The sequence below is a fragment of the Rhodococcus sp. DK176 genome, assembly GCF_038447315.2.
GTDB lineage: Bacteria > Actinomycetota > Actinomycetes > Mycobacteriales > Mycobacteriaceae > Rhodococcus_F > Rhodococcus_F jostii_A.
On sequence record NZ_CP118321.2, the window covers coordinates 6,482,391 to 6,502,251 of the forward strand.

The following is a 19,861-nucleotide window of genomic DNA, read 5'->3' on the forward strand; positions in this document are numbered from 1 at the left end:
GATTCGTGTGATTGGTGATGCAACTGTTACGCGCGGCTACGGACACCTCGGGGCCCGCGGCGGGCGCCGTCTACGCTGTGCGGGACCGTTTCGGGATCGGCTGAGACATCTACACACCTCACGGGGAGAGCACCACACTGTGTCCGACCATGCAGCGTCCGACGACGGAGCAGCCTCCGACGACCCGTCATCCGAGCGTTCTCCCACGTCGTCCCGGGGAGCGTCCGCCCTGCACGGCCTGTTGCGGTGCGCGCCTGTGCTTCTCGCGCTGTCGGTGCTCGGGCGCATGGCGTGGACGCTGTTGAGTCCCAACGGGATGAACCTCGTCGACCTGCACGTCTACGTCGACGGTTCCGAGGCGCTCCGCGGTGGCAGTCTCTACGACTTCACCTATTCGGAAGTGACACCGGACTTTCCGCTGCCGTTCACCTACCCGCCGTTCGCCGCGCTGGTCTTCTTTCCGCTGCACTACCTGCCGTTCCCGCTGGTCGGGGTCGGCTGGCAACTGCTCACCATCCTCGCCCTGTACGCGCTGGCGCGCATGAGCCTCGGGCTGGTGCTCGGTGACGCCGCGCGCAGCCCGCACTGGCGGGCGGTCGCGGTGCTGTGGACCACAGTGGGGGTGTGGGTGGAACCGGTGCGCACCACGCTGGACTACGGCCAGATCAACGTGTTCCTCGCGCTGCTCGTGATGACCGCGGTCCGCAGCTCCCGGTGGTGGCTGTCCGGTGCGCTCGTCGGTTTCGCCGCCGGGATCAAATTGACCCCGGCGATCACCGGCCTCTACTTCCTGATGCAGCGCCGGTGGAAGGCCGCGGTCTTCTCGGGCGTCGCGTTCGCCGCGACCGTCGGAGTCAGCTATCTCCTGATCGGTTCGGAGGCGCGGGAGTACTTCACCCACCTGCTCGGTGACGCCGATCGCATCGGGCCGGTCGGCTCGGTGTGGAACCAGTCCCTGCGCGGCGCGTTGTCGCGGCTGCTCGGGTACGACGTCGAGACGGGCGCCCTCTGGCTGCTGGCCGTGACGGTCACGGTGGTCCTCGCCGCCCTGGCCTGGCGGGCGATCGCCCGGGACGATCGGCTCGGCACCCTCGTCATCGTCGAGTTGCTGGGGCTGCTCGTCTCACCGATCTCGTGGTCACACCACTGGGTGTGGGTCATTCCGATGCTGATCTGGCTGCTGCACGGCCCCCACGGATCGATGCTGGGCACCCGGATCCTCGCCGGGTACTGGCTCGTCACGACCCTCATCGGCGTGCCGTGGGTGCTCAGCTTCTTCCAGGACTCGATCTGGCTGATCTCCCGGCCCGCGGTACTCGCGTGGCTGGGCACGGTCGACGTGGTCGGCGCGTTCGGTGTCTACGCCTGGGTGGCCTACGCCGGGCGCCGCACGAAGCGTGCCGTGGCCGCCGCCCCGGTCAGCCCGCCAGTGAGTCGATCTGCGCAGCAAGATCCAGATCCAACTGCGTGAGCCCGCCCGCGGAATGCGTCGACAGGGTGTAGGTGACCTTGCGCCACCTGATGTCGATGTCCGGATGATGGTTGGCGGCCTCCGCCGCCTCCGCGACCTTCCGGACCAGCTCGACGGCTTCGGGGAAGGTCGGCGACTCGACGGTGCGGACGAGGGAATCACCCGCCCGCCGCCACCCGGGCAGTTCTGCGAGCGCGGTGTCGATCTCTCCGTCTGACAGCAACTCGGCCATACCCCATGATGGTGCGGTGCCAGTGGAACGTGCAAGGCCTGTCGACCACGCCGGAGAGGTGGTGGCGGCCGCGATCATCGTCGACGGCCGGCTGTTGCTCGCGCAGCGGACGCGGCCCCCGGAACTCGCGGGACTGTGGGAGCTGCCCGGCGGCAAGGCGGAGCCGGGGGAGACCGCCGAGGACGCGCTGCGCCGCGAACTGCGGGAAGAACTCGGGATCGAGGTGTCGGGCGGCGACCGGATCGGCGACGACGTGCCGCTACCCGACGGCCGGGTGCTCCGCGCGTACCGGGTGGAACTGGTGTCGGGAACACCCGTCGCGCTCGACCACGCGGAACTGCGGTGGGTGGACGGACGGGAACTGGGGGAGATCGACCTCGTCGGCAACGACCGCGGGTGGGTGCCGGACCTACGGCTGCACCTGAACGGTTGGGGCTGACCTCAGGCCGCGCGGGCCTTCTTGAGCCCCTTCTTCAGTTCCTTCTTGGACGCGCCCTCGTTCTCGAGTTTCTTCATGCGCATGATGACCACCGGGCACTTGATGCAGCGCGTCTTGCTGCGGCAGCACTTCTTCTTCGGCTTGAGACCCGAGACCTTGCTGGCCTTCACCTTGCCCATACGCGGCTCGGCCTTCCTACTACGGGGAACACCGGTATCACCGGCTCCACCCAGGTTAGCTTCCCCTCAGCTTTCGGCCCCGACCCACGCGCGAGACAGGGCGAATTCGACGTGGCGCAGATCACTTTACGCTGGTCGGGCAGGGCTCCCGCAGCCGGCGATGCGCGAAGTAGCCGCTCGGGCGGGTAGTATTCACGTGGCCGCGATGCCTGCACTGGGCGATTTACCATCGCCTCGACGAGGATTCTGAATCGAGATGACAAGGCGGCCGCCAGAAAGCCGTGCGAGGGAACTTTCGCGTGGCCGAATCAACTCAGCCAGGAGAGCCACCGCGTGACCATCACCAGCTTCCGTAACGTTGCCATCGTCGCACACGTCGACCACGGCAAGACCACTCTCGTCGACGCCATGTTGCGTCAGTCGGGGGCATTCGAGGAGCGCGCCGAACTGGTCGATCGCGTCATGGACTCCGGCGACCTCGAACGCGAGAAGGGCATCACCATCCTCGCGAAGAACACCGCCGTCCACAAGCATCACGCCGACGGCAGCGTCACGGTCATCAACGTCATCGACACCCCCGGTCACGCCGACTTCGGTGGCGAGGTCGAGCGCGGCCTGTCCATGGTCGACGGTGTCGTCCTGCTCGTCGACGCGTCCGAGGGCCCGCTGCCGCAGACCCGCTTCGTGCTGCGCAAGGCGCTCGCCGCGTCGCTGCCCGTCATCCTCGTGGTCAACAAGACCGACCGTCCCGACGCCCGCATCGAAGAGGTCGTCTCCGAGAGCCACGACCTGCTGCTCGACCTGGCGTCCGACCTCGACGACGAGGCCGCGGAAGCCGCCGAGCTCGCCCTCGACCTCCCGGTCCTGTACGCCTCCGGCCGCGAGGGCAAGGCGTCCAAGGTTCAGCCCGAGAACGGTCACGCACCGGACGCCGAGAACCTCGACGCCCTGTTCGAGGTGCTCCTCAACTACGTGCCCGCACCCAAGGGCAACGTCGACGCGCCGCTGCAGGCTCACGTCACGAACCTCGACGCCTCCGCGTTCCTCGGCCGCCTCGCGCTGGTCCGTATCCACAACGGCGAGCTGACCAAGGGCCAGACCGTCTCCTGGTGTCGCGAGGTGGACGGCGAGCCCGTCGTCACCAAGGCCAAGATCACCGAACTGCTCGCCACCAAGGGCGTCGAGCGTCAGCCCGCCGAGAAGGCCGTCGCCGGTGACATCGTCGCCGTCGCCGGTTTCCCCGACATCATGATCGGCGACACCCTCGCCGACCTGGAGAACCCGGTCCCGCTGCCGCGGATCACCGTCGACCAGCCCGCCATCTCGGTGACCATCGGCACCAACACCTCGCCGCTCGTCGGCCGGGTCAGCGGACACAAGCTGACCGCCCGCATGGTGAAGTCGCGTCTCGACCAGGAACTCGTCGGCAACGTCTCGCTCAAGGTCCTCGACATCGGTCGCCCCGACGCCTGGGAGGTTCAGGGCCGTGGTGAGCTCGCGCTCGCCATCCTGGTCGAGCAGATGCGCCGCGAGGGCTTCGAGCTGACCGTCGGCAAGCCGCAGGTGGTCACCCGTCAGGTCGACGGCAAGGTGCACGAGCCCTTCGAAGAGCTCACCATCGACAGCCCCGAGGAGTACCTCGGCGCCATCACCCAGCTCCTCGCCAACCGCAAGGGCAAGATGGTGCAGATGGCCAACCACGGCGCGGGGTGGGTCCGGATGGAGTTCATCGTCCCGTCGCGCGGCCTGATCGGCTTCCGCACCGACTTCCTCACCGAGACCCGCGGCACCGGCATCGCGAACGCCGTGTTCCACGGCTACGCGCCGTGGGCCGGCGAGATCCGCGCCCGCCACACCGGCTCGCTCGTCTCGGACCGCACCGGTTCGGTCACCCCGTTCGCGATGATCCAGCTCGCCGATCGCGGAACGTTCTTCGTCGAGCCCGGCGCCGACACCTACGAGGGCATGGTCGTGGGCATCAACCCGCGCCAGGAGGACCTCGACATCAACGTCACCCGCGAGAAGAAGCTGACCAACATGCGTCAGTCCTCCGCCGACGTGATGGAGACCCTCGCCAAGCCCATCAAGCTCGAGCTCGAAGGCGCGATGGAGTTCTGCGCCGGCGACGAGTGCGTGGAGGTCACCCCGGAGGTCGTGCGCGTGCGCAAGGTGCACCTGTCGGCCACCGACCGTGCCCGTGAGCGTTCACGCTCCAAGGCCCGCGACAAGGCGGCCCTGTAGTCGGCACGTCCGACCACGTCATACACAACCGGGCGAATGTACCTTCGGTCGATCGTCGGCCGAAGGTACATTCGCTCGTGGGTTTCCGGAGCCTTCCGGTATCTCTGAGGAAAGGCGGCGCGGTGGTTGCTGGGGGTCGACTCGCGAGAGTTCGAGGAGTTCGGGGCCGTAGGCGCGGGAACGGTGCGGCGGTGACCGCGCTCCTGCTGGCAGTGTCGACGGCGATGCTCACGTCGTGCACCGCCGATCCGCCCCCGCCGGTCGAGAGCACCGACAGCCCCAAGCCGACGGTGTCGCCGACCGAGAAGCAGCCCGTCGTCGTCGCCATCGACGACGTGGGCAGCGGATTCAACCCGCACCTCCTGTCGGACCAGTCGCCGGCGAATTCCGCGGTCAGCGCCCTCGTGCTGCCGAGCCCGTTCCGGCCGGTGCCCGATCCCGCCCGCCCGGGCGGCAACACCTGGATTCCCGACTCCTCGCTCGTGATCTCCGCGGACGTCACGTCGCAGGAACCGTTCACCGTCACGTACCAGCTGCGGAACGAGGCGCAATGGTCCGACGGCGCGCCCATCGCCGCCGAGGACTTCCGCTACCTGTGGCAGCAGATGATCAGTGCCCCCGGCGTGGTCGACCCCGCCGGCTACGAGCTGATCGAGGACGTCAGGTCGTCCGGTGGCGGCAAGACGGTCAGCGTCGTCATGAAGGCCGCCTACCCGGCGTGGCGTGAACTCTTCACCGACCTGCTGCCGTCGCATCTCATCAAGGATTCCCCCGGTGGCTTCGCGACCGGACTGTCCGAGAACATCCCGGTGTCCGGCGGGCACTTTCACATCAAGTCGATCGACCGCGGGCGCGACGAGATCCTGCTCGAACGCAACGACCGGTTCTGGGACAAACCGGCGACGCCCGACCAGATCCTGATGCGCCGCGACGGCACCCCGTCGCAGCTCGCCGGCTCGATGCGCAACAACGACACGCACATCGTCCAGATTCACGGGGGGACAGCCACTTCCGCCCAGCTGGCGGCGATCCCGACGGTGCGGACGGGTTCGTCTTTCCAGCCGCGCGGACTCGACCTCACGCTGAACGGCCGGGTTCCCGAACTCGCGGACGTCCGGGTGCGGAAGAGTCTTCTGGAGCTGCTGGACACCGAACTGCTCGCCGTCGTCGGCGCCGGCAGTGAGTCGGCGGCCGTCCCGGCGCGCTCGCAGGTCTACGCCCCCTCCGATCCCGGTTACACCGCGACCGCACCCGCACGGCCGGGTCGCGAACAGGTGCTCGCGCAGCTGGCCGAGTACGGATACGTCGCCGAAACACCCACGGGCACCGTCGTTCCCGCAGGCGCGGCGCCGTCGACCCGGCTCGTCCGCGACGGCGTCCCGCTGACGCTCGTCATCGGGACACCCGAGGGTGACGACACCGCCAGCGCGGTCGCCAACACGGCCGCCGACCAGTTGCGCGGTGCCGGCGTCGACGCCACCGTGACGTCGCTGCCCGCCGAGGAGTTGTACGGGGAGTCGCTGAGCAAGGGCGAGATCGGGGCGGTCGTGGGTTGGTCGCGCGCCGGATCCGACCCGGCGACGGCACTGGCCTCCCGTCACAGTTGCCCGCCCGCAGTGGTCGCGGCGACCCAGCCGAACACCGAAACCACCGACCCCGAACGTGATTCGGTTGCGGAGGCCGAGGCCCCGTCGAATCTGTCGGGAGTGTGCGACCCCACCCTTCAGCCGTCCATCGACGCCGCGCTGCGGGGGGTCGGTGATGTGCCGCAAACTCTCGCCGACGCCGACCGCAAACTCTGGGATCTGGCCGCGGTGCTGCCGATCATGCAGGACCGCACACTCGTCGCGGCGGGACCCGGCGTCGACGGGGTGTCGCTGTCGGGGGCCGTGCCGGTCGGAATATTCAGTGACGCAGCGGACTGGAGCAGGATCAAGGAATGAGTGAGCGGCGACTTCTGCTGGTTCATGCCCACCCCGACGACGAGACGCTCACCACCGGCGGCACCATCGCGCGCTACGCCGCCGACGGCGCCGACGTTCGCGTCCTGACGTGCACGCTCGGCGAGGAAGGCGAGGTGATCGGCGAGGAGTGGGCGCAGCTGGTCGCCGACGCCGCCGATCAGCTCGGCGGTTTCCGGATCGGCGAACTGACGTCCGCGCTGTCGTGTCTCGGTGCGGGAAGGCCGCGGTTCCTTCTGGGGGCGGGGCACTTCCGTGATTCCGGCATGGCGGGCACGGCGTCGGCGGCCGACCCGCGCGCGTTCGTCAACGCCGACCGCGACTCCCTGACCGCCGCGATAGTGGCGGTCATCCGGGAACTGCGGCCACACGTCGTGGTCACCTACGACCCGGACGGCGGGTACGGGCACCCCGACCACATCCAGGTGCACACGGTCACCACCGCGGCCGTCGAGGCGGCGGGTTCGGCGCAGTACCCGGACTGCGGCGAACCGTGGGAGGTCGCGAAGCTGTACTGGACGGTGACCGAGGCGAGCGCGCTCGAGTCGGGAATCTGCCGTATCGGCGACATCCCCGACGGCTGGCGGTTGCCGGAGCCCGGCGAATTGCCGAGCGTTCCGGACGCCGACGTGACGACGGTGATCGACGTGCGGGCCGTGCTCGACGCGAAGAGGGAAGCGCTGTCGGCGCACGCCACCCAGGTGACGGTGGCGCCGAGCGGCACCGAGTACGCGCTCTCCAACGACATCGCACAGCCGATTCTGGCGGAGGAGCATTTCGTGCTGGTCCGTGGCGCCGCCGGGGAGCGGGACGCCGACGGCCGGGAGCGGGACCTCTTCGGTGGCATCGGTCACTGACCGTAGGTATCTGTGACGAGAGTTACGTATTACACTGTGGCCCACGTCACGCAGCGGCCCCGGTCGAGTCCGCGTGACACCCGTCAGGAGAGGCGATAGATGTACAACTGGGATGTTCAGAACGCCATCGTCGCGTTCGTCGATACGCTCCGGCCGTCGTGGCCGGCCCAGCACGACCTGTACTACAGCGTGCTGTACGGATTCGCCGACATGCAGAGCCATTTGCTGACCCTGCTGGGCTACCCGCCCGTCGCCTGATCCACTATTGACACATGACCGTCGGCACCGCAGCGAAACCCGGGCACCTCGATGTTCTGGGGAGGGTCACCCTCACGCTGCTGGTGTTCGACGGTTTCCTGTGCGCCGTCCTCTCGGTGCTCTTCCTGCCCACCTACCTCGGCGCCACCCCGTTCCCGATCAGCATCCTCGCCGCCGCGGTCGCCAACCTGGCGCTGGTGATCGCAGCCCGGTCGACGACCGGCCGGGTGGGCACGGGAGTGCTGCCGCTCGCGGGGTGGGGGTTCGGTTTCCTGCTCTGCATGTTCGGCGGTCCGGGCGGCGACGTGCTCATGCTCGCGTCCGTCTGGACGCTCCTGCTCCTGTTCGGATCGCTGGTCCCGGCAGCGGTCTACCTGTGGAAAGTCAGCGCGAAGGCGGCCTTCGGATCTGTTTCGCCGACGGTGCGCGAGGGTACGCGATAGCCACCAGCAGCCTGCTGAAGGAGCATCGCGATGGCAGATCAGAACTTCACGACCGACGACGCCGGCATCCCGGTATCGAGTGACGAACATTCGCTCACCGTCGGGACGGACGGGCCCATCCTCCTCCAGGATCATTACCTGATCGAGAAGATGGCGCAGTTCAACCGCGAACGCGTCGCGGAGCGGCAACCGCACGCGAAGGGAGGCGGGGCGTTCGGACGGTTCGAAGTCACCGAAGACGTTTCCGCCTACACGAAAGCCGACCTCTTCCAGCCCGGAAAGAAGACGGATCTGCTGATCAGGTTCTCGTCCGTGGCCGGCGAGCGCGGCAGCCCGGACACCTGGCGCGACCCACGCGGATTCGCCCTCAAGTTCTACACCGACCAGGGCAACTACGACATGGTCGGAAACAACACACCCGTCTTCTTCATGCGCGACCCGATGAAGTTCCAGGACTTCATCCGTTCGCAGAAGCGGCGTGCCGACAACAACCTCCGCGACCACGACATGCAGTGGGACTTCTGGACGTTGTCCCCGGAGTCGGCGCACCAGGTCACGTGGCTCATGGGCGACCGCGGCATCCCGCGCACCTGGCGGCACATGAACGGGTACTCCAGCCACACGTACATGTGGGTGAACGCCGCGGGCGACAAGTTCTGGGTGAAGTACCACTTCAAGACCGACCAGGGCATCGAGTTCTTCACGCAGCACGAGGGCGACCAGATGGCGTCCATGGACACCGATTACCACACGCGGGACCTGTGGGAGCACATCGAAGGCGGCGAGTACCCGAGCTGGACCTTGAACATGCAGATCATGCCGTTCGAGGATGCCGACGACTACCGGTTCAACCCGTTCGACCTCACCAAGGTGTGGCCGCACGGCGACTACCCGCTGATCCCCGTCGGCAGGATGACACTCGACCGCAACCCCACGGACTACCACTGCGAGATCGAGCAGGCCGCGTTCGAGCCCAGCAACCTGGTCCCCGGCATCGGCCCGAGCCCGGACAAGATGCTCATCGGCCGGCTGTTCTCCTACCCGGACGCCCACCGCTACCGCATCGGCGCCAACTACAAGGAGCTGCCCGTCAACAGGCCGCACGTACCCGTCCGCTCGTACTCGAAGGACGGCAACATGCGGCACCACAACCCCGGGGATCCGGTCTACGTGCCGAACTCCAAGGGCGGCCCGCATGCCGACCCGTCGCAGGTCGGGGCGACCGCCACCTGGTACAGCGCCGGCGACATGGTCCGCTCTCCGTACGCGCTCCACAGGGAGGACGACGACTGGGGTCAGGCCGGGACGATGGTCCGTGAGGTACTCGACGACGCCGCCCGGGACCGCCTGGTGGACAACATCGTCGGGCACCTGCTGAACGGGGTCACCGAACCGGTCCTGGCGAAGGCGTTCGAGTACTGGCGCAACGTCGACAAGACCCTCGGCGATCGAATCGCCGACGGTGTCGGGAAGAAACAGTCGGAGACCGACCCCAAGGCGGGCGAACAGGCCAATGCGGCGCGCAGCAGCGCGCAGGCGAAGGCCTAACTCTCGAACGCCACCGGGTGCCGGGGCTGATACAGCATCATCTCGCCCGCACCGGGAATCTGCAGCGACGTGGTGAGGCCGTACCCGTCGTCGCGGATCCCGCGGGTGAACCCGGCGCCCTTGGCCTCGAGTTCCGCGACGGTCGATTCGATGTCGTCGCACATCAGCGAGATCTCGTGGTGCGGCCGAGTGGACCACGGCTCACCGCCCCGCTCGTCCGAGGTGGGGTGCACACCCAGCTCGGACGGTCCGGTGCGGAAAATCAGCCACCCGCCGCCCGCATCGACATGTGACCAGCCGAGCACGTCGCGGAAGAAGTCGCGGGCCGCCTCGGCGTCGTCGGCGTAGACCAATGTGTGCACAGCAGTGATCATGTGGGCAGCTTAGTGCGATTCGTCCGTCACACTGGGAGAATGTCGAATGACGAACTTTCCGGACTGACCATCGCCGTTACCGCCGAACGTCGGGCCGCCGAGTTCATCACGCTCCTCGAACGGCACGGGGCCGCCATCGTCCACACACCGGCCATCCACGTGCTGCCACTCGTCGACGACACCGATCTGCGGTCCCGCACCGCCGACATCATCGCGTCGCCGCCGGACCTCCTCGTCGTCAGCACCGCCGTCGGATTCCGCGGATGGCTGGACGCGGCGCGGGCCTGGGACGAGGAGGACGCACTGCTCGCCGCCCTGCAATCGGCGCGGATCATCACCCGCGGTCCCAAGGCGAAGGGCGCCGTCCGCGGCGTCGGCCTGCGCGAGGAGTGGTCGCCGGAAACCGAATCGTCCGAAGAGGTGCACGAACACCTCGTCGCCGAGGGCGTGCGCGGTCTACGAGTCGCGGTCCAGTTGCACGGCACCATCACCGAATGGGAACCGATGACCGACCTGAGCGTCTCCCTCGCCGGCGCCGGGGCCGAAACGGCGGCCGTGTCGGTGTACCGGTGGATCAGACCCGAGAACCAGCAGCCGCTGCTCACACTGCTCGATCAGATCATCCGAGCCGAGGTCGACGCCGTCACCTTCACCAGCGCACCCGCCGTGTCGTCGCTCCTCAGCACCGCGAAGGACACCGACCGCGTCGAGGCCCTCCTGCACGCTTTCGCAGGTCCGGTCGCACCCGTCTGCGTCGGCTCGGTGACCGCCTCGCCCCTCACCGCCCTCGGCGTCGACACCATGCAACCCGCCCGCCCCCGGCTCGGCAGCATGGCCAAATACATCATCGAGGAACTCCCGAATCGGCAACATGTGGGGTGAACGGCACTGTCGAGTTTCTGACAGGTCGGATGTACCGTTCGCCCCCGGAGGGGTGGTCACCCGATCAGCCCGGCCACGCGGGCGGCGTCGGACAACACAGATTCGAGCATGGCGGGGGTGAGGCGGCCGGTGAAGGTGTTCTGCTGGCTGACGTGGTAGCAGCCGAACAGGTGCAGGGGACGTTCGGCGCCGGGGAGTTCGACGTGCGCGCCGTGCCCGAACTTCGGGCGCGGCCGGGGGACGGCCCAGCCGGCGTCGTCGAGGACGGGGAGCAGCGACTGCCAGCCGAAGCCGCCGAGCACGATCACCGACCGCAGGTGAGGTTGCAGGATGCGTAGTTCGGCGTCGAGCCAGTGGCGGCAGTTGTCGCGTTCCACCGGGGTGGGCTTGTTCGCGGGCGGTGCGCAGTGCACCGGGGACGTGATGCGGACGCCGAACAGTTCGAGGCCGTCGCCGATGTGGGTGGCGGTGGGCTGGCTCGCCAGTCCCACGGCGTGGAGTGCGGCGTAGAGGAAGTCGCCGCTGCGGTCGCCGGTGAACATGCGCCCGGTGCGGTTCGCGCCGTGGGCGGCGGGGGCGAGACCGACGATCAGCAGGGACGCATCGGGTGGGCCGAATCCGGGAACCGGACGTCCCCAATAGGTTTCGTCGCGGAACGACGCACGCTTCTCGCGTGCGACCGTCTCCCGCCACTCGACGAGGCGGGGGCAGGCTCGGCATTCGATCAGCTGGGCGTCGAGACCGGCGATGTCGGTCAGCGCCGCGCCCACACGTCACCTCCGCCGGGTGTCACCGACTCGACGAGCGACCACGCCTGGTCGGCAGGCAGATCGATCACCAGATATTTTCCGGTGCCTGCGGGTGTGGCGGCGATGATGGTCGCCACCCCGGCCCGCCGCTGGAAGAATGACTGCCGGACAGTCCACCCGATGATCCCGTCGGCTTCGAGGCTGTCCCGGGCGCGGTCGAGGGAGCCGCTGCGGGTGATCAGCCACCCGGGGAGCACCGCATGTCCGAGGCCGCGGTACCGATCCCACGCCAGCACCACCCCGCCGACGGCGAGCGCGACGATCGCGGCCCACGCGGCCCAGAACACGGGCCGATCGAGGATCACGAAGACCAGGGCGACGGCGAGCGCGATCTCGGCGGGGATCAGGGCCCGTGTGTAGCGCCGCCGCTGCGCGACCGGCCCGTGCGAAGTGAGCGGTGCTGCGGCCTGACGGTGGTCGCCGATGACGGTGGCCATCACCCGTTCCGCTTCCGCGCGCGGTGCCTGGGGGAGCAGGAGTGACGACTCCCGTCTCGCGGCGCTGACGCCGGTCATGACGGCATCCAGCCGGGCGCCGCCGGCGAGCCGGAGGAGGAGCGGTTCCTCGAGGGTCGTCCCGCGCAGGCGGGCGCGGTCCAGGGTGGTCTGGCGGGTCTTCAGCAGGCCGTGGCTGACGTGCAGGGTGCGGCCGGTGTCCGTCAGCGTCATGTTGCCGTACGTCAGGAGGTACCGGATGCAGGCCAGGGCGCTGGCGGCGATCAGGAGGACGACGATCCCGACGACGACGGCGATGGCGACCCCGACGCGCTCAGCGGATTCGATGCCCTCGGCCACCGTCGACGAGCGGGCGATCTTCGCGCCGATCCCGTACTGGAACGCGAGACCGACGATCGCCGCGATCGTCACCACGCCGGTCACCGAGAACGGGGCGTAGCGGACCCAGGCCGGTGTCCAGTGGCCGATCTCGGTGACCGCGGGCTCCTGCGCGACCGCGGTCGGCTCGACATCGGGGGAGGGTTGCCGGGCGAGGAGTGTGGCCCGCAGGTCGGGAACCAGCCCGGTGGAGAGGGCGTTGAGCTCGAACTTCGCCGCGTCGGGTTTGGAACCCACCTGCTGGCCGGTGCCGATGCGCACGATCGACAGCCCGAGCAGGCGATGCAGGACCCCCGCCTCCACGTCGACGGACCGGATGCGGTTGCGCGGTACCGACAGCAGGCGTTTGCGGAACAGGCCCTGCCGCAGTTGCACGTGGACCGGGCCGATGCGGTAGCTCGTCGTGAACCAGCGCGAGATGCCGAACACCACGAACACGACGATGGCGACGAGACTCCACACGTGGTTGCCGCTCTGGGTGCCGATCACCAGCGAAATCAGCAACACGGGCAGCAGTTTGACGATCTCGTCGACCGGGTGGACGAGTAGCATCCGGCGGTCCAGGCGCAACCAGGGCTGTTCCTCCTCGGCGGCGACCGCGGCCTCGCCGTGCGCGATGGGAGGAGCGATTCCCGGTTCCGGTGCCACACTCATGTGGCGTCACCGACATTGGTACCCGCGATCTCGGTGAGCCGCGCGACGGTGCGGTCGGCGGTGTCCTGATCGAGGGCGGAGATCTTGACGGCACCGGCGGACGACGCCGTCGTGACGGTGACGGTCGCCAGCCCGAGCATGCGGTCGATGGGTCCGCGTTCGGTGTCGACGGTCTGGATGCGGGAGATAGGCGCGATGCGACGTTCCTGAGTGAACCAGCCGCTGCGGGTGTAGACCGCGGTGTCGCTGATCTCCCAGCGGTGCACCCGGTACCGCCAGAGCGGGACGACGGCGACGTGGAGGACCGCGAGCACGACGGTGATCGCAAGGACCGTGACGTGCACCCACACCGGCCACCAGTGGAAGACGAGAGCGACCGCTTGCACGACGAAGAGCGGAAGCCAGAGCAGGGCGGCGTTGATCGCCCACAGTTGCTTGGCCTTGGGGCTGGGCCGCCACAGCGGGTCCGCCATCGCGACGGTGGTGGGCACACTCATGACCCTACTTTGGCCGTGCCCCGGCATTCTGTCGAGAACCGACCTATCGTGGGAGAACCCCCCCGAAGTGAAAGGAGCGCAGACATGACGTCATTCGATGCGGCCGATTCTCCGGAGGTACCCGAGGCAGACCGGCTGGAGCAGGAACTCGCCGTGGACGACGACAGTTCCGACGAGGTCGAAGAAGTGTCGTCACTGGAGGTGAACGAGGCGGACGTGGCCGAACAGAGCCGGGCGGTTCCGGTCGACGAGGACTACCCCCGCGGGTAGCGATCCGCACGTTCGCGGGAGTCTGGGTGGCAGTGGTCGTCGTCGATGGCGCATGATCGCTGGGTGACCCATTCAGGTGAAGAATCCGGCCGGCCCACGATGCTTCCCATGCCCGGTGTTCCGGCACCAGCTCCGTCCGGCGCGTCTGCGCAGGAAGTGGCTCCCTCCGCCTCCGCCATGCGGCGGGTGCTGCGACGTGCCCGCGACGGCGCCACTCTGAACGTGGACGAGGCGACGACCCTGCTGCAGGCCCGCGGCGACGACCTGGCCGACCTGTGTTCGTCGGCGGCGAAGGTTCGGGATGCCGGGTTGCTGGCGGCGGGCAGACCCAGGGCCGTCACGTACTCGCGCAAGGTGTTCATTCCGCTGACGCGGTTGTGCCGGGACAAGTGCCACTACTGCACGTTCGTGACCGTGCCCGGCAAGTTGCGGGCCGAGGGGCGCGGCGCGTACCTGGAACCGGACGAGGTGCTGGAGATCGCCCGGCAGGGCGCCGAATTGGGCTGCAAGGAAGCCCTCTTCACGCTGGGTGACCGTCCCGAGGATCGGTGGCCGGAGGCCAAGCAGTGGCTGGACGAGCGCGGCTACGATTCGACGCTGGACTACCTGCGGGCGATGTCGATCCGGGTGCTCGAGGAGACCGGGCTGCTGCCGCACCTGAACCCGGGCGTGATGAGCTGGGAGGAGATCTCCCGCCTCAAGCCGGTGGCCCCGTCGATGGGCATGATGCTCGAGACGACGTCGACCCGGTTGTTCACCGACAAGGGCGAATGCCACTACGGCAGCCCCGACAAGGATCCGGCGGTGCGGTTGCGTACACTCACCGACGCCGGGCGGTTGAGTGTGCCGTTCACGACGGGCATCCTGGTGGGCATCGGCGAGACCTTCCGTGAACGGGCGGAATCGATCATGGCGATCCGCAAGTCGCACAAGGCGTTCGGGCACGTTCAGGAAGTGATCGTGCAGAACTTCCTCGCCAAGCCCGACACCGCGATGCGCGACGCCCCGGACGCGGGTCTCGAGGAGTTCGCCGCGACCATCGCCGTGTCCCGGCTGCTGCTCGGCCCGGGGATGCGCATCCAGTCACCGCCCAACCTGGTGTCGAACACCGAATGCCTGGCGTTGCTGGGTGCGGGTGTCGACGACTGGGGCGGCGTGTCGCCGCTGACCCCGGACCATGTGAACCCGGAGCGGCCGTGGCCGAACCTGGACACCCTGGCCGCGATCACCGCCGAGGCCGGATTCGAGCTCACCGAACGCACGGCGGCGCAGCCGCAGTTCGTGCTGGCCGGCTCGCCCTGGATCGATCCGCGGATCACCGGGCACGTGCAGGCCCTCGCGGACCCGCACACCGGGCTGGCCAAGCTCGACACCGCGCCGGTCGGGTTGCCGTGGCAGGAGCCGGACGAGTCCTGGGAGTCGACGGGCCGGGTGGATCTGAACACCGAGATCGACACCGACGGCCGCAACACCGAGACGCGCAGCGACCTCGGCAGCGCGTTCGGGGACTGGGAGACCGTCCGCGAGCAGGTGCTGGAGTTGAGCGGCCCGGTCCGGGTGGACACCGACGTCCTCGCGGCGCTGCGCAGCGCCGAGCGCGATCCGGCGGGCTGCACCGACGACGAGTACCTGGCGTTGGCGACGGCCGAGGGTCCGGGGCTCGAGGCGATGGTGGCGCTGGCGGATGCCCTCCGCAAGGACGCCGTCGGCGACGAGGTGACCTATGTGGTGAACCGGAACATCAACTTCACCAACATCTGCTACACCGGCTGCCGCTTCTGCGCGTTCGCGCAGCGCAAGGGTGACGCGGACGCGTTCACCCTGTCCACCGACGAGGTCGCGGACCGCGCCTGGGAGGCCCACGTCGCGGGCGCGACCGAGGTCTGCATGCAGGGCGGCATCGACCCGGAACTCCCGGTCACCGGGTACGCCGACCTGGTGCGCGCGGTGAAGGCGCGGGTGCCGTCGATGCACGTGCACGCGTTCAGCCCGATGGAGATCGTCAACGGCGCCTCCCGCGGCGGGCAGAGCATCCGGGACTGGCTGACGGAACTGCGCGAGGCCGGTCTGGACACCATTCCCGGCACGGCCGCGGAAATCCTCGACGACGAGGTGCGCTGGGTGCTCACCAAGGGCAAGCTGCCCACCGCCACCTGGATCGAGGTGGTGACCACGGCGCACGAGCTGGGTCTGCGGTCGAGTTCGACGATGATGTACGGGCACGTCGACAACCCGAATCACTGGGTCGGGCATCTGCGGGTGCTGCGCGGAATCCAGGACCGGACAGGCGGATTTACCGAGTTCGTGCCGCTGCCCTTCGTGCATCAGAGCGCGCCGCTGTATCTGGCGGGCGCGTCGCGTCCGGGCCCGACCAACCGTGACAACCGGGCCGTCCACGCCCTGGCCCGGATCATGCTGCACGGGCGGATCCCGAACATCCAGACCAGCTGGGTCAAGCTGGGGGTCACGGGCACCCAGGTGATGTTGCAGGGCGGCGCCAACGACCTCGGCGGCACCCTGATGGAGGAGACCATCTCCCGGATGGCGGGTTCGGAGCACGGCTCCGAGAAGACCGTCGCCGAACTGCGGGCCATCGCCGAGGGAATCGGCCGCCCGGCACGCGAACGCACCACCACACACGCCCGACGCGAGGGAAGGACACCGGCCGCATGAGCGAGACGGATCGGCTGGGCGACGACACGGTCGTCGGCATCCTGGATCGCGCCGCCCGGGGCATCAATCCCGTGCTCGATCTGGCCCTCACGGATCCGTTCGGTATCAAGCGCCGGACGTTCACCTTGACAGCGGAGGACAGGGGCGCCGCGGAGGCGCTGCTCGACGGGATCGCCTGGGTTCTCGACACCGTGCAGTTCCCGGGGACGGCGTCGTGGGAGAAGGCGAGCGACGACGAGCGGGCACGGTGGTGGGTGACGAGGATCGGCGCGCTGAACACGATCGCGGTCGCATTCCCGGGCATGTTCGGGGTGCTTCTCAATCGACTCCCGATCCAGGACGTGCTCGGGTTCGCCAATCAGGCCGTCGTTCTCGTCGCCGTCGCCCGGGAATACGGCGTGACGAACCGGTCCGACCAGGTGGACCTGCTGGCGTCCGTGCTCTGCCGGCGTGACACCGACGCGTCTGCGGTGCTCGCCGATACGACGCGATCCGATTCGGCGGACGGCGAGTCCGTGTGGCGCCCGTTCGGGCTCATCGGCGCGCTGTGGCGTACCGGGCGCACGGTGCGCGCGCTCAGTGACGAACTCGACAAGCGTCCTGCGCCGGGCTCGACCTACTCGCTGCTGGGCAATATCCCGGTGGTCGGTGTGGTGGCCGGGTATCTCGGTGAACGGGGAGCGCTGGTGAGAGCCGCGAAGCAGGGCGAGCAGTGGATCGCGTCCCGCGCGCCGCTGCCCGCGACGGTACGTTTGGTCAGGTAACCCTCACCGCAGAGGGGTCCGCCGGGCAGGCGATAATAGTTTCTTCCGCGGGGTACAAGCAGCCCGTACCTCGCGTTTACTCGTGTCAGAAAGGCAGGGAGAGCGGCAGTGCCCTACACGATTGCTGAACCGTGCGTGGATGTGTTGGACAAGGCGTGTATCGAGGAATGCCCCGTCGACTGCATCTACGAGGGCGGGCGGATGCTCTACATCCATCCGGACGAATGCGTGGACTGCGGCGCCTGTGAACCCGTCTGCCCCGTCGAAGCCATCTTCTACGAAGACGACGTCCCGGACCAGTGGAACGGCTACATCGCCGCGAACGTCGACTTCTTCGACGACCTCGGTTCTCCCGGCGGCGCGGCGAAGCTGGGCAAGGTCGACTACGACCCGCCGTTCGTCAAGGCTCTGCCCCCCATGGGCGAGGACTAGGTGTGCCTCGTATCCCGGTAGCCACAGCACTTCCCGACTTTCCGTGGGACTCGCTCGAATCGGCGAAGGCGAAAGCCTTCGCCCACCCGGGTGGCATCGTCAACCTGTCGGTGGGGACCCCCGTCGATCCGGTCGCCCCGATCATCCAGGACGCGCTGACCGCGGTCGCCGAGGTTCCGGGATATCCGACGACGCACGGCACCGAGGAGCTGCGGAACGCCGCGGTGGAGGCGCTGCGCCGCCGCTACGGCATCACCGGCATCGATCCGGCTGCGGTGCTGCCCGCGATCGGCACGAAGGAGCTCATCGCCTGGCTGCCACGCCTTCTCGGGCTCGCCGCAGACGACCTGGTGGTCATTCCGGAGCTGGCGTACCCGACCTACGAGGTCGGTGCGCTCCTCGCGGGTGCGCGGGTGATCCGGGCCGACGGTCTCAACCGGCTCGGTCCGGAGGGTGCGTCGCTGATCTTCGTGAACTCGCCGTCCAACCCCACCGGCAAGGTGCTCGGTCTCGGGCATCTGCGCAAGGTGGTCGACTGGGCGCGCAGCCGGGGCGCCATCGTGGCGTCCGACGAGTGCTACCTGGGGTTGACCTGGGAAGGTGAAGCCCTCTCGATCCTCGACGAGCGGGTGAACGACGGCGATCTCACCGGGCTCCTCGCGGTGCACTCACTGTCGAAGACGTCCAACCTCGCGAGTTACCGCGCGGGGTTCGTCACCGGTGACCCGGCGTTGGTGGCCGAACTTCTCGAGGTCCGCAAGCACGCGGGCATGATGGTGCCGTTGCCGATCCAGTCGGCGATGACCGCCGCGCTCAGCGACGACGACCACGAGAACGAGCAGCGTGAGCGGTACCGCCGTCGCCGCGAGATCCTTCTCGCAGCGGTGCGTGGCGCCGGATTCACCGTCGACAACTCCGAAGCCGGGCTGTACCTGTGGGCGACCCGCGGCGAAGCCTGCCGGGACACCGTCGAGTGGTTCGCCGAGCGGGGCATTCTCGTGGCGCCGGGGGAGTTCTACGGTCCCGGTGGCGGCACCCACGTGCGCATCGCCCTCACGGCCAGCGACGAACGAATCGCGGCCGCGGCCGAACGACTGGTCTGACCCGAGTCGGCACGTACGGAGCGGTCACGGTGAAAGTATTGGGCCGTGACCCTCGACGACGTCGCCGACGAACTGTACGGCCTCGACCCCGGTGAGTTCGTCGAGGCGCGCACCGCGCGGGTGACCGCGGCGCGGGAGAACAAGGACCGCGCACTGGCGACCGAGATCGGGAAACTGCGGAAGCCGACGGTCGTCGGCTGGCTCGTCAACCTGCTGGCCCGCGAGCTACCCGACGAGGTCGGCGCGCTCCTCACCCTCGGTGACGCCCTCCGCGACGCGCAGCGACACCTGTCCGGCCCGGACCTTCGGCGGCTGAACACGCAGCGGCAGCAGGTGGTGCGGGCGTTGGCGCGCAAGGCCGGTGAACTCGCCGCCGAGCGAGGCCGGACGGTCGGGGAGGACGCACTGCGGGATGTCGGTCAGACCCTGCACGCCGCACTCGCCGACGCCGAGACCGCCGAACAGGTGCGGCGTGGCCGGGTGGTGACGGCGGCGAGCTACAGCGGTTTCGGTCCGGCCGGACTCTCCGTCGTCCAGGGAAAGACGGCGAAGAAGACCTCGACGTCCGAACCCGCCACCACGCCCCCGGCCGACAAGCCGGGGAAGAAGTCGAAGAAGAAGCCGGTGGAGCGCGACCGCGACGCCGAACGCGCAGCGGCCGAGGCCGAACTGGCGGACGTCACGTCCCGGGCCGAGGAGGTCCGCGGTGAACTGACCGACGCGAGATCGGAACTGGAGAACGCGCGGTCGACGCTGACGGAGATCGACCACCGGATCGAGGAACTGCGCGCCGAACTCGAACACGCCGAGCAGGAGCGGCAGTTCACCCGGAACGCGGAGAAAGCGTCGGCGGAGGCGGTGCACCGGGGGGAACGAGACCTCGACGCGGCGGAGCGGCGCGTCGAGGAAGCCCGGCGTGCAGTCGACGGTCTCGGCTAGGA

The 19,861-nt window shown here is 68.7% G+C and carries 21 protein-coding genes; 15 read left to right on the top strand and 6 right to left on the bottom strand.

Annotated elements, in window-relative coordinates; translation table 11 throughout:
- The first annotated feature begins 139 nt into the window (after positions 1 to 139).
- Positions 140 to 1,471 carry a mannosyltransferase gene (locus PSR88_RS30140; RefSeq protein ID WP_016883329.1) on the top strand — a complete coding sequence of 444 codons (1,332 nt, stop codon included), beginning with the start codon at positions 140 to 142 and terminating at the stop codon, positions 1,469 to 1,471.
- Here the strand turns inward: PSR88_RS30140 and PSR88_RS30145 are convergent.
- Positions 1,419 to 1,703, bottom strand: a complete 285-nt coding sequence (locus PSR88_RS30145; protein WP_011598010.1) for a 4a-hydroxytetrahydrobiopterin dehydratase — start codon at positions 1,701 to 1,703, stop codon at positions 1,419 to 1,421. The two genes, PSR88_RS30140 and PSR88_RS30145, sit on opposite strands and share 53 nt — an antisense overlap.
- A gap of 58 nt (positions 1,704 to 1,761) precedes the next feature.
- Between PSR88_RS30145 and PSR88_RS30150 the strand changes: the two genes are divergently transcribed.
- Entirely contained in the window at positions 1,762 to 2,142 is a 381-nt protein-coding gene (locus tag PSR88_RS30150) for a (deoxy)nucleoside triphosphate pyrophosphohydrolase (RefSeq protein ID WP_016883328.1), read from the top strand.
- 2 nt (positions 2,143 to 2,144) lie between these two features.
- Here the strand turns inward: PSR88_RS30150 and PSR88_RS30155 are convergent, their stop codons facing one another.
- Complete coding sequence (locus tag PSR88_RS30155) at positions 2,145 to 2,321, bottom strand: hypothetical protein (protein WP_005253649.1); 177 nt, start codon at positions 2,319 to 2,321, stop codon at positions 2,145 to 2,147.
- Positions 2,322 to 2,654: 333 nt separating this feature from the next.
- On the opposite strand from PSR88_RS30155, the gene typA reads away from it, so the two are divergent.
- The 6 genes from typA (at position 2,655) to PSR88_RS30185 (ending at position 9,629) form a co-directional block, all read left to right on the top strand.
- Positions 2,655 to 4,562 (top strand): translational GTPase TypA, encoded by a 1,908-nt coding sequence (gene typA / locus PSR88_RS30160; protein ID WP_009479182.1) that lies wholly within the window; start codon positions 2,655 to 2,657, stop codon positions 4,560 to 4,562.
- A gap of 122 nt (positions 4,563 to 4,684) precedes the next feature.
- Positions 4,685 to 6,505, top strand: a complete 1,821-nt coding sequence (locus tag PSR88_RS30165) for an ABC transporter family substrate-binding protein (RefSeq protein WP_016883327.1) — start codon at positions 4,685 to 4,687, stop codon at positions 6,503 to 6,505.
- Positions 6,502 to 7,380 (top strand): N-acetyl-1-D-myo-inositol-2-amino-2-deoxy-alpha-D-glucopyranoside deacetylase, encoded by an 879-nt coding sequence (gene mshB, locus PSR88_RS30170; RefSeq protein ID WP_016883326.1) that lies wholly within the window; start codon positions 6,502 to 6,504, stop codon positions 7,378 to 7,380. The genes PSR88_RS30165 and mshB overlap by 4 nt, the downstream gene beginning before the upstream one ends.
- Before the next feature lie 99 nt (positions 7,381 to 7,479).
- Positions 7,480 to 7,638: a hypothetical protein gene (locus tag PSR88_RS30175; protein WP_005239161.1), complete on the top strand. Its 159-nt coding sequence runs from the start codon at positions 7,480 to 7,482 to the stop codon at positions 7,636 to 7,638.
- Positions 7,639 to 7,652: 14 nt separating this feature from the next.
- A complete protein-coding gene (locus tag PSR88_RS30180) occupies positions 7,653 to 8,081 on the top strand; it encodes a hypothetical protein (RefSeq protein ID WP_009479185.1) in 429 nt (142 codons plus the stop codon).
- 30 nt (positions 8,082 to 8,111) lie between these two features.
- A complete protein-coding gene (locus PSR88_RS30185) occupies positions 8,112 to 9,629 on the top strand; it encodes a catalase (protein ID WP_009479186.1) in 1,518 nt (505 codons plus the stop codon).
- Here the strand turns inward: PSR88_RS30185 and PSR88_RS30190 are convergent.
- Positions 9,626 to 10,003 carry a VOC family protein gene (locus PSR88_RS30190; protein ID WP_016883325.1) on the bottom strand — a complete coding sequence of 126 codons (378 nt, stop codon included), beginning with the start codon at positions 10,001 to 10,003 and terminating at the stop codon, positions 9,626 to 9,628. The genes PSR88_RS30185 and PSR88_RS30190 overlap by 4 nt on opposite strands.
- A gap of 39 nt (positions 10,004 to 10,042) precedes the next feature.
- On the opposite strand from PSR88_RS30190, the gene PSR88_RS30195 reads away from it, so the two are divergent.
- A complete protein-coding gene (locus PSR88_RS30195) occupies positions 10,043 to 10,885 on the top strand; it encodes a uroporphyrinogen-III synthase (RefSeq protein ID WP_029539493.1) in 843 nt (280 codons plus the stop codon).
- 56 nt (positions 10,886 to 10,941) lie between these two features.
- On the opposite strand, the gene PSR88_RS30200 is transcribed toward PSR88_RS30195, so the two are convergent.
- From PSR88_RS30200 to PSR88_RS30210, 3 genes are read right to left on the bottom strand one after another with little or no spacing between them, the layout of a single operon-like run.
- Positions 10,942 to 11,655: a uracil-DNA glycosylase gene (locus PSR88_RS30200; RefSeq protein ID WP_009479189.1), complete on the bottom strand. Its 714-nt coding sequence runs from the start codon at positions 11,653 to 11,655 to the stop codon at positions 10,942 to 10,944.
- A complete protein-coding gene (locus tag PSR88_RS30205; RefSeq protein WP_011598016.1) occupies positions 11,640 to 13,181 on the bottom strand; it encodes a PH domain-containing protein in 1,542 nt (513 codons plus the stop codon). The genes PSR88_RS30200 and PSR88_RS30205 overlap by 16 nt, the downstream gene beginning before the upstream one ends.
- Positions 13,178 to 13,678 carry a PH domain-containing protein gene (locus tag PSR88_RS30210; protein ID WP_029539492.1) on the bottom strand — a complete coding sequence of 167 codons (501 nt, stop codon included), beginning with the start codon at positions 13,676 to 13,678 and terminating at the stop codon, positions 13,178 to 13,180. The genes PSR88_RS30205 and PSR88_RS30210 overlap by 4 nt, the downstream gene beginning before the upstream one ends.
- A gap of 84 nt (positions 13,679 to 13,762) precedes the next feature.
- On the opposite strand from PSR88_RS30210, the gene PSR88_RS30215 reads away from it, so the two are divergent.
- The 6 genes from PSR88_RS30215 to PSR88_RS30240 all read left to right on the top strand — a co-directional run bounded on the left by PSR88_RS30215 (position 13,763) and on the right by PSR88_RS30240 (position 19,859).
- Positions 13,763 to 13,948: a hypothetical protein gene (locus PSR88_RS30215; protein ID WP_005239177.1), complete on the top strand. Its 186-nt coding sequence runs from the start codon at positions 13,763 to 13,765 to the stop codon at positions 13,946 to 13,948.
- A gap of 45 nt (positions 13,949 to 13,993) precedes the next feature.
- Positions 13,994 to 16,621, top strand: a complete 2,628-nt coding sequence (locus PSR88_RS30220) for a bifunctional FO biosynthesis protein CofGH (protein ID WP_016883322.1) — start codon at positions 13,994 to 13,996, stop codon at positions 16,619 to 16,621.
- On the top strand, positions 16,618 to 17,385 hold the full coding sequence (locus PSR88_RS30225; protein ID WP_016883321.1) for a hypothetical protein: 768 nt from the start codon (positions 16,618 to 16,620) through the stop codon (positions 17,383 to 17,385). Before PSR88_RS30220 ends, PSR88_RS30225 begins: the two co-directional genes overlap by 4 nt.
- Positions 17,386 to 17,493: 108 nt before the next feature.
- The gene (gene fdxA / locus PSR88_RS30230; protein WP_005263360.1) at positions 17,494 to 17,817 is read left to right on the top strand and encodes a ferredoxin; all 324 of its coding nucleotides are present in this window, start codon (positions 17,494 to 17,496) and stop codon (positions 17,815 to 17,817) included.
- A 2-nt stretch (positions 17,818 to 17,819) separates the two neighbouring features.
- Positions 17,820 to 18,920, top strand: coding sequence for a succinyldiaminopimelate transaminase (dapC, locus tag PSR88_RS30235; RefSeq protein WP_016883320.1), 1,101 nt, complete (start codon positions 17,820 to 17,822; stop codon positions 18,918 to 18,920).
- A gap of 45 nt (positions 18,921 to 18,965) precedes the next feature.
- Positions 18,966 to 19,859, top strand: coding sequence for a hypothetical protein (locus PSR88_RS30240; protein WP_016883319.1), 894 nt, complete (start codon positions 18,966 to 18,968; stop codon positions 19,857 to 19,859).
- The last annotated feature ends 2 nt before the right edge of the window (positions 19,860 to 19,861 follow it).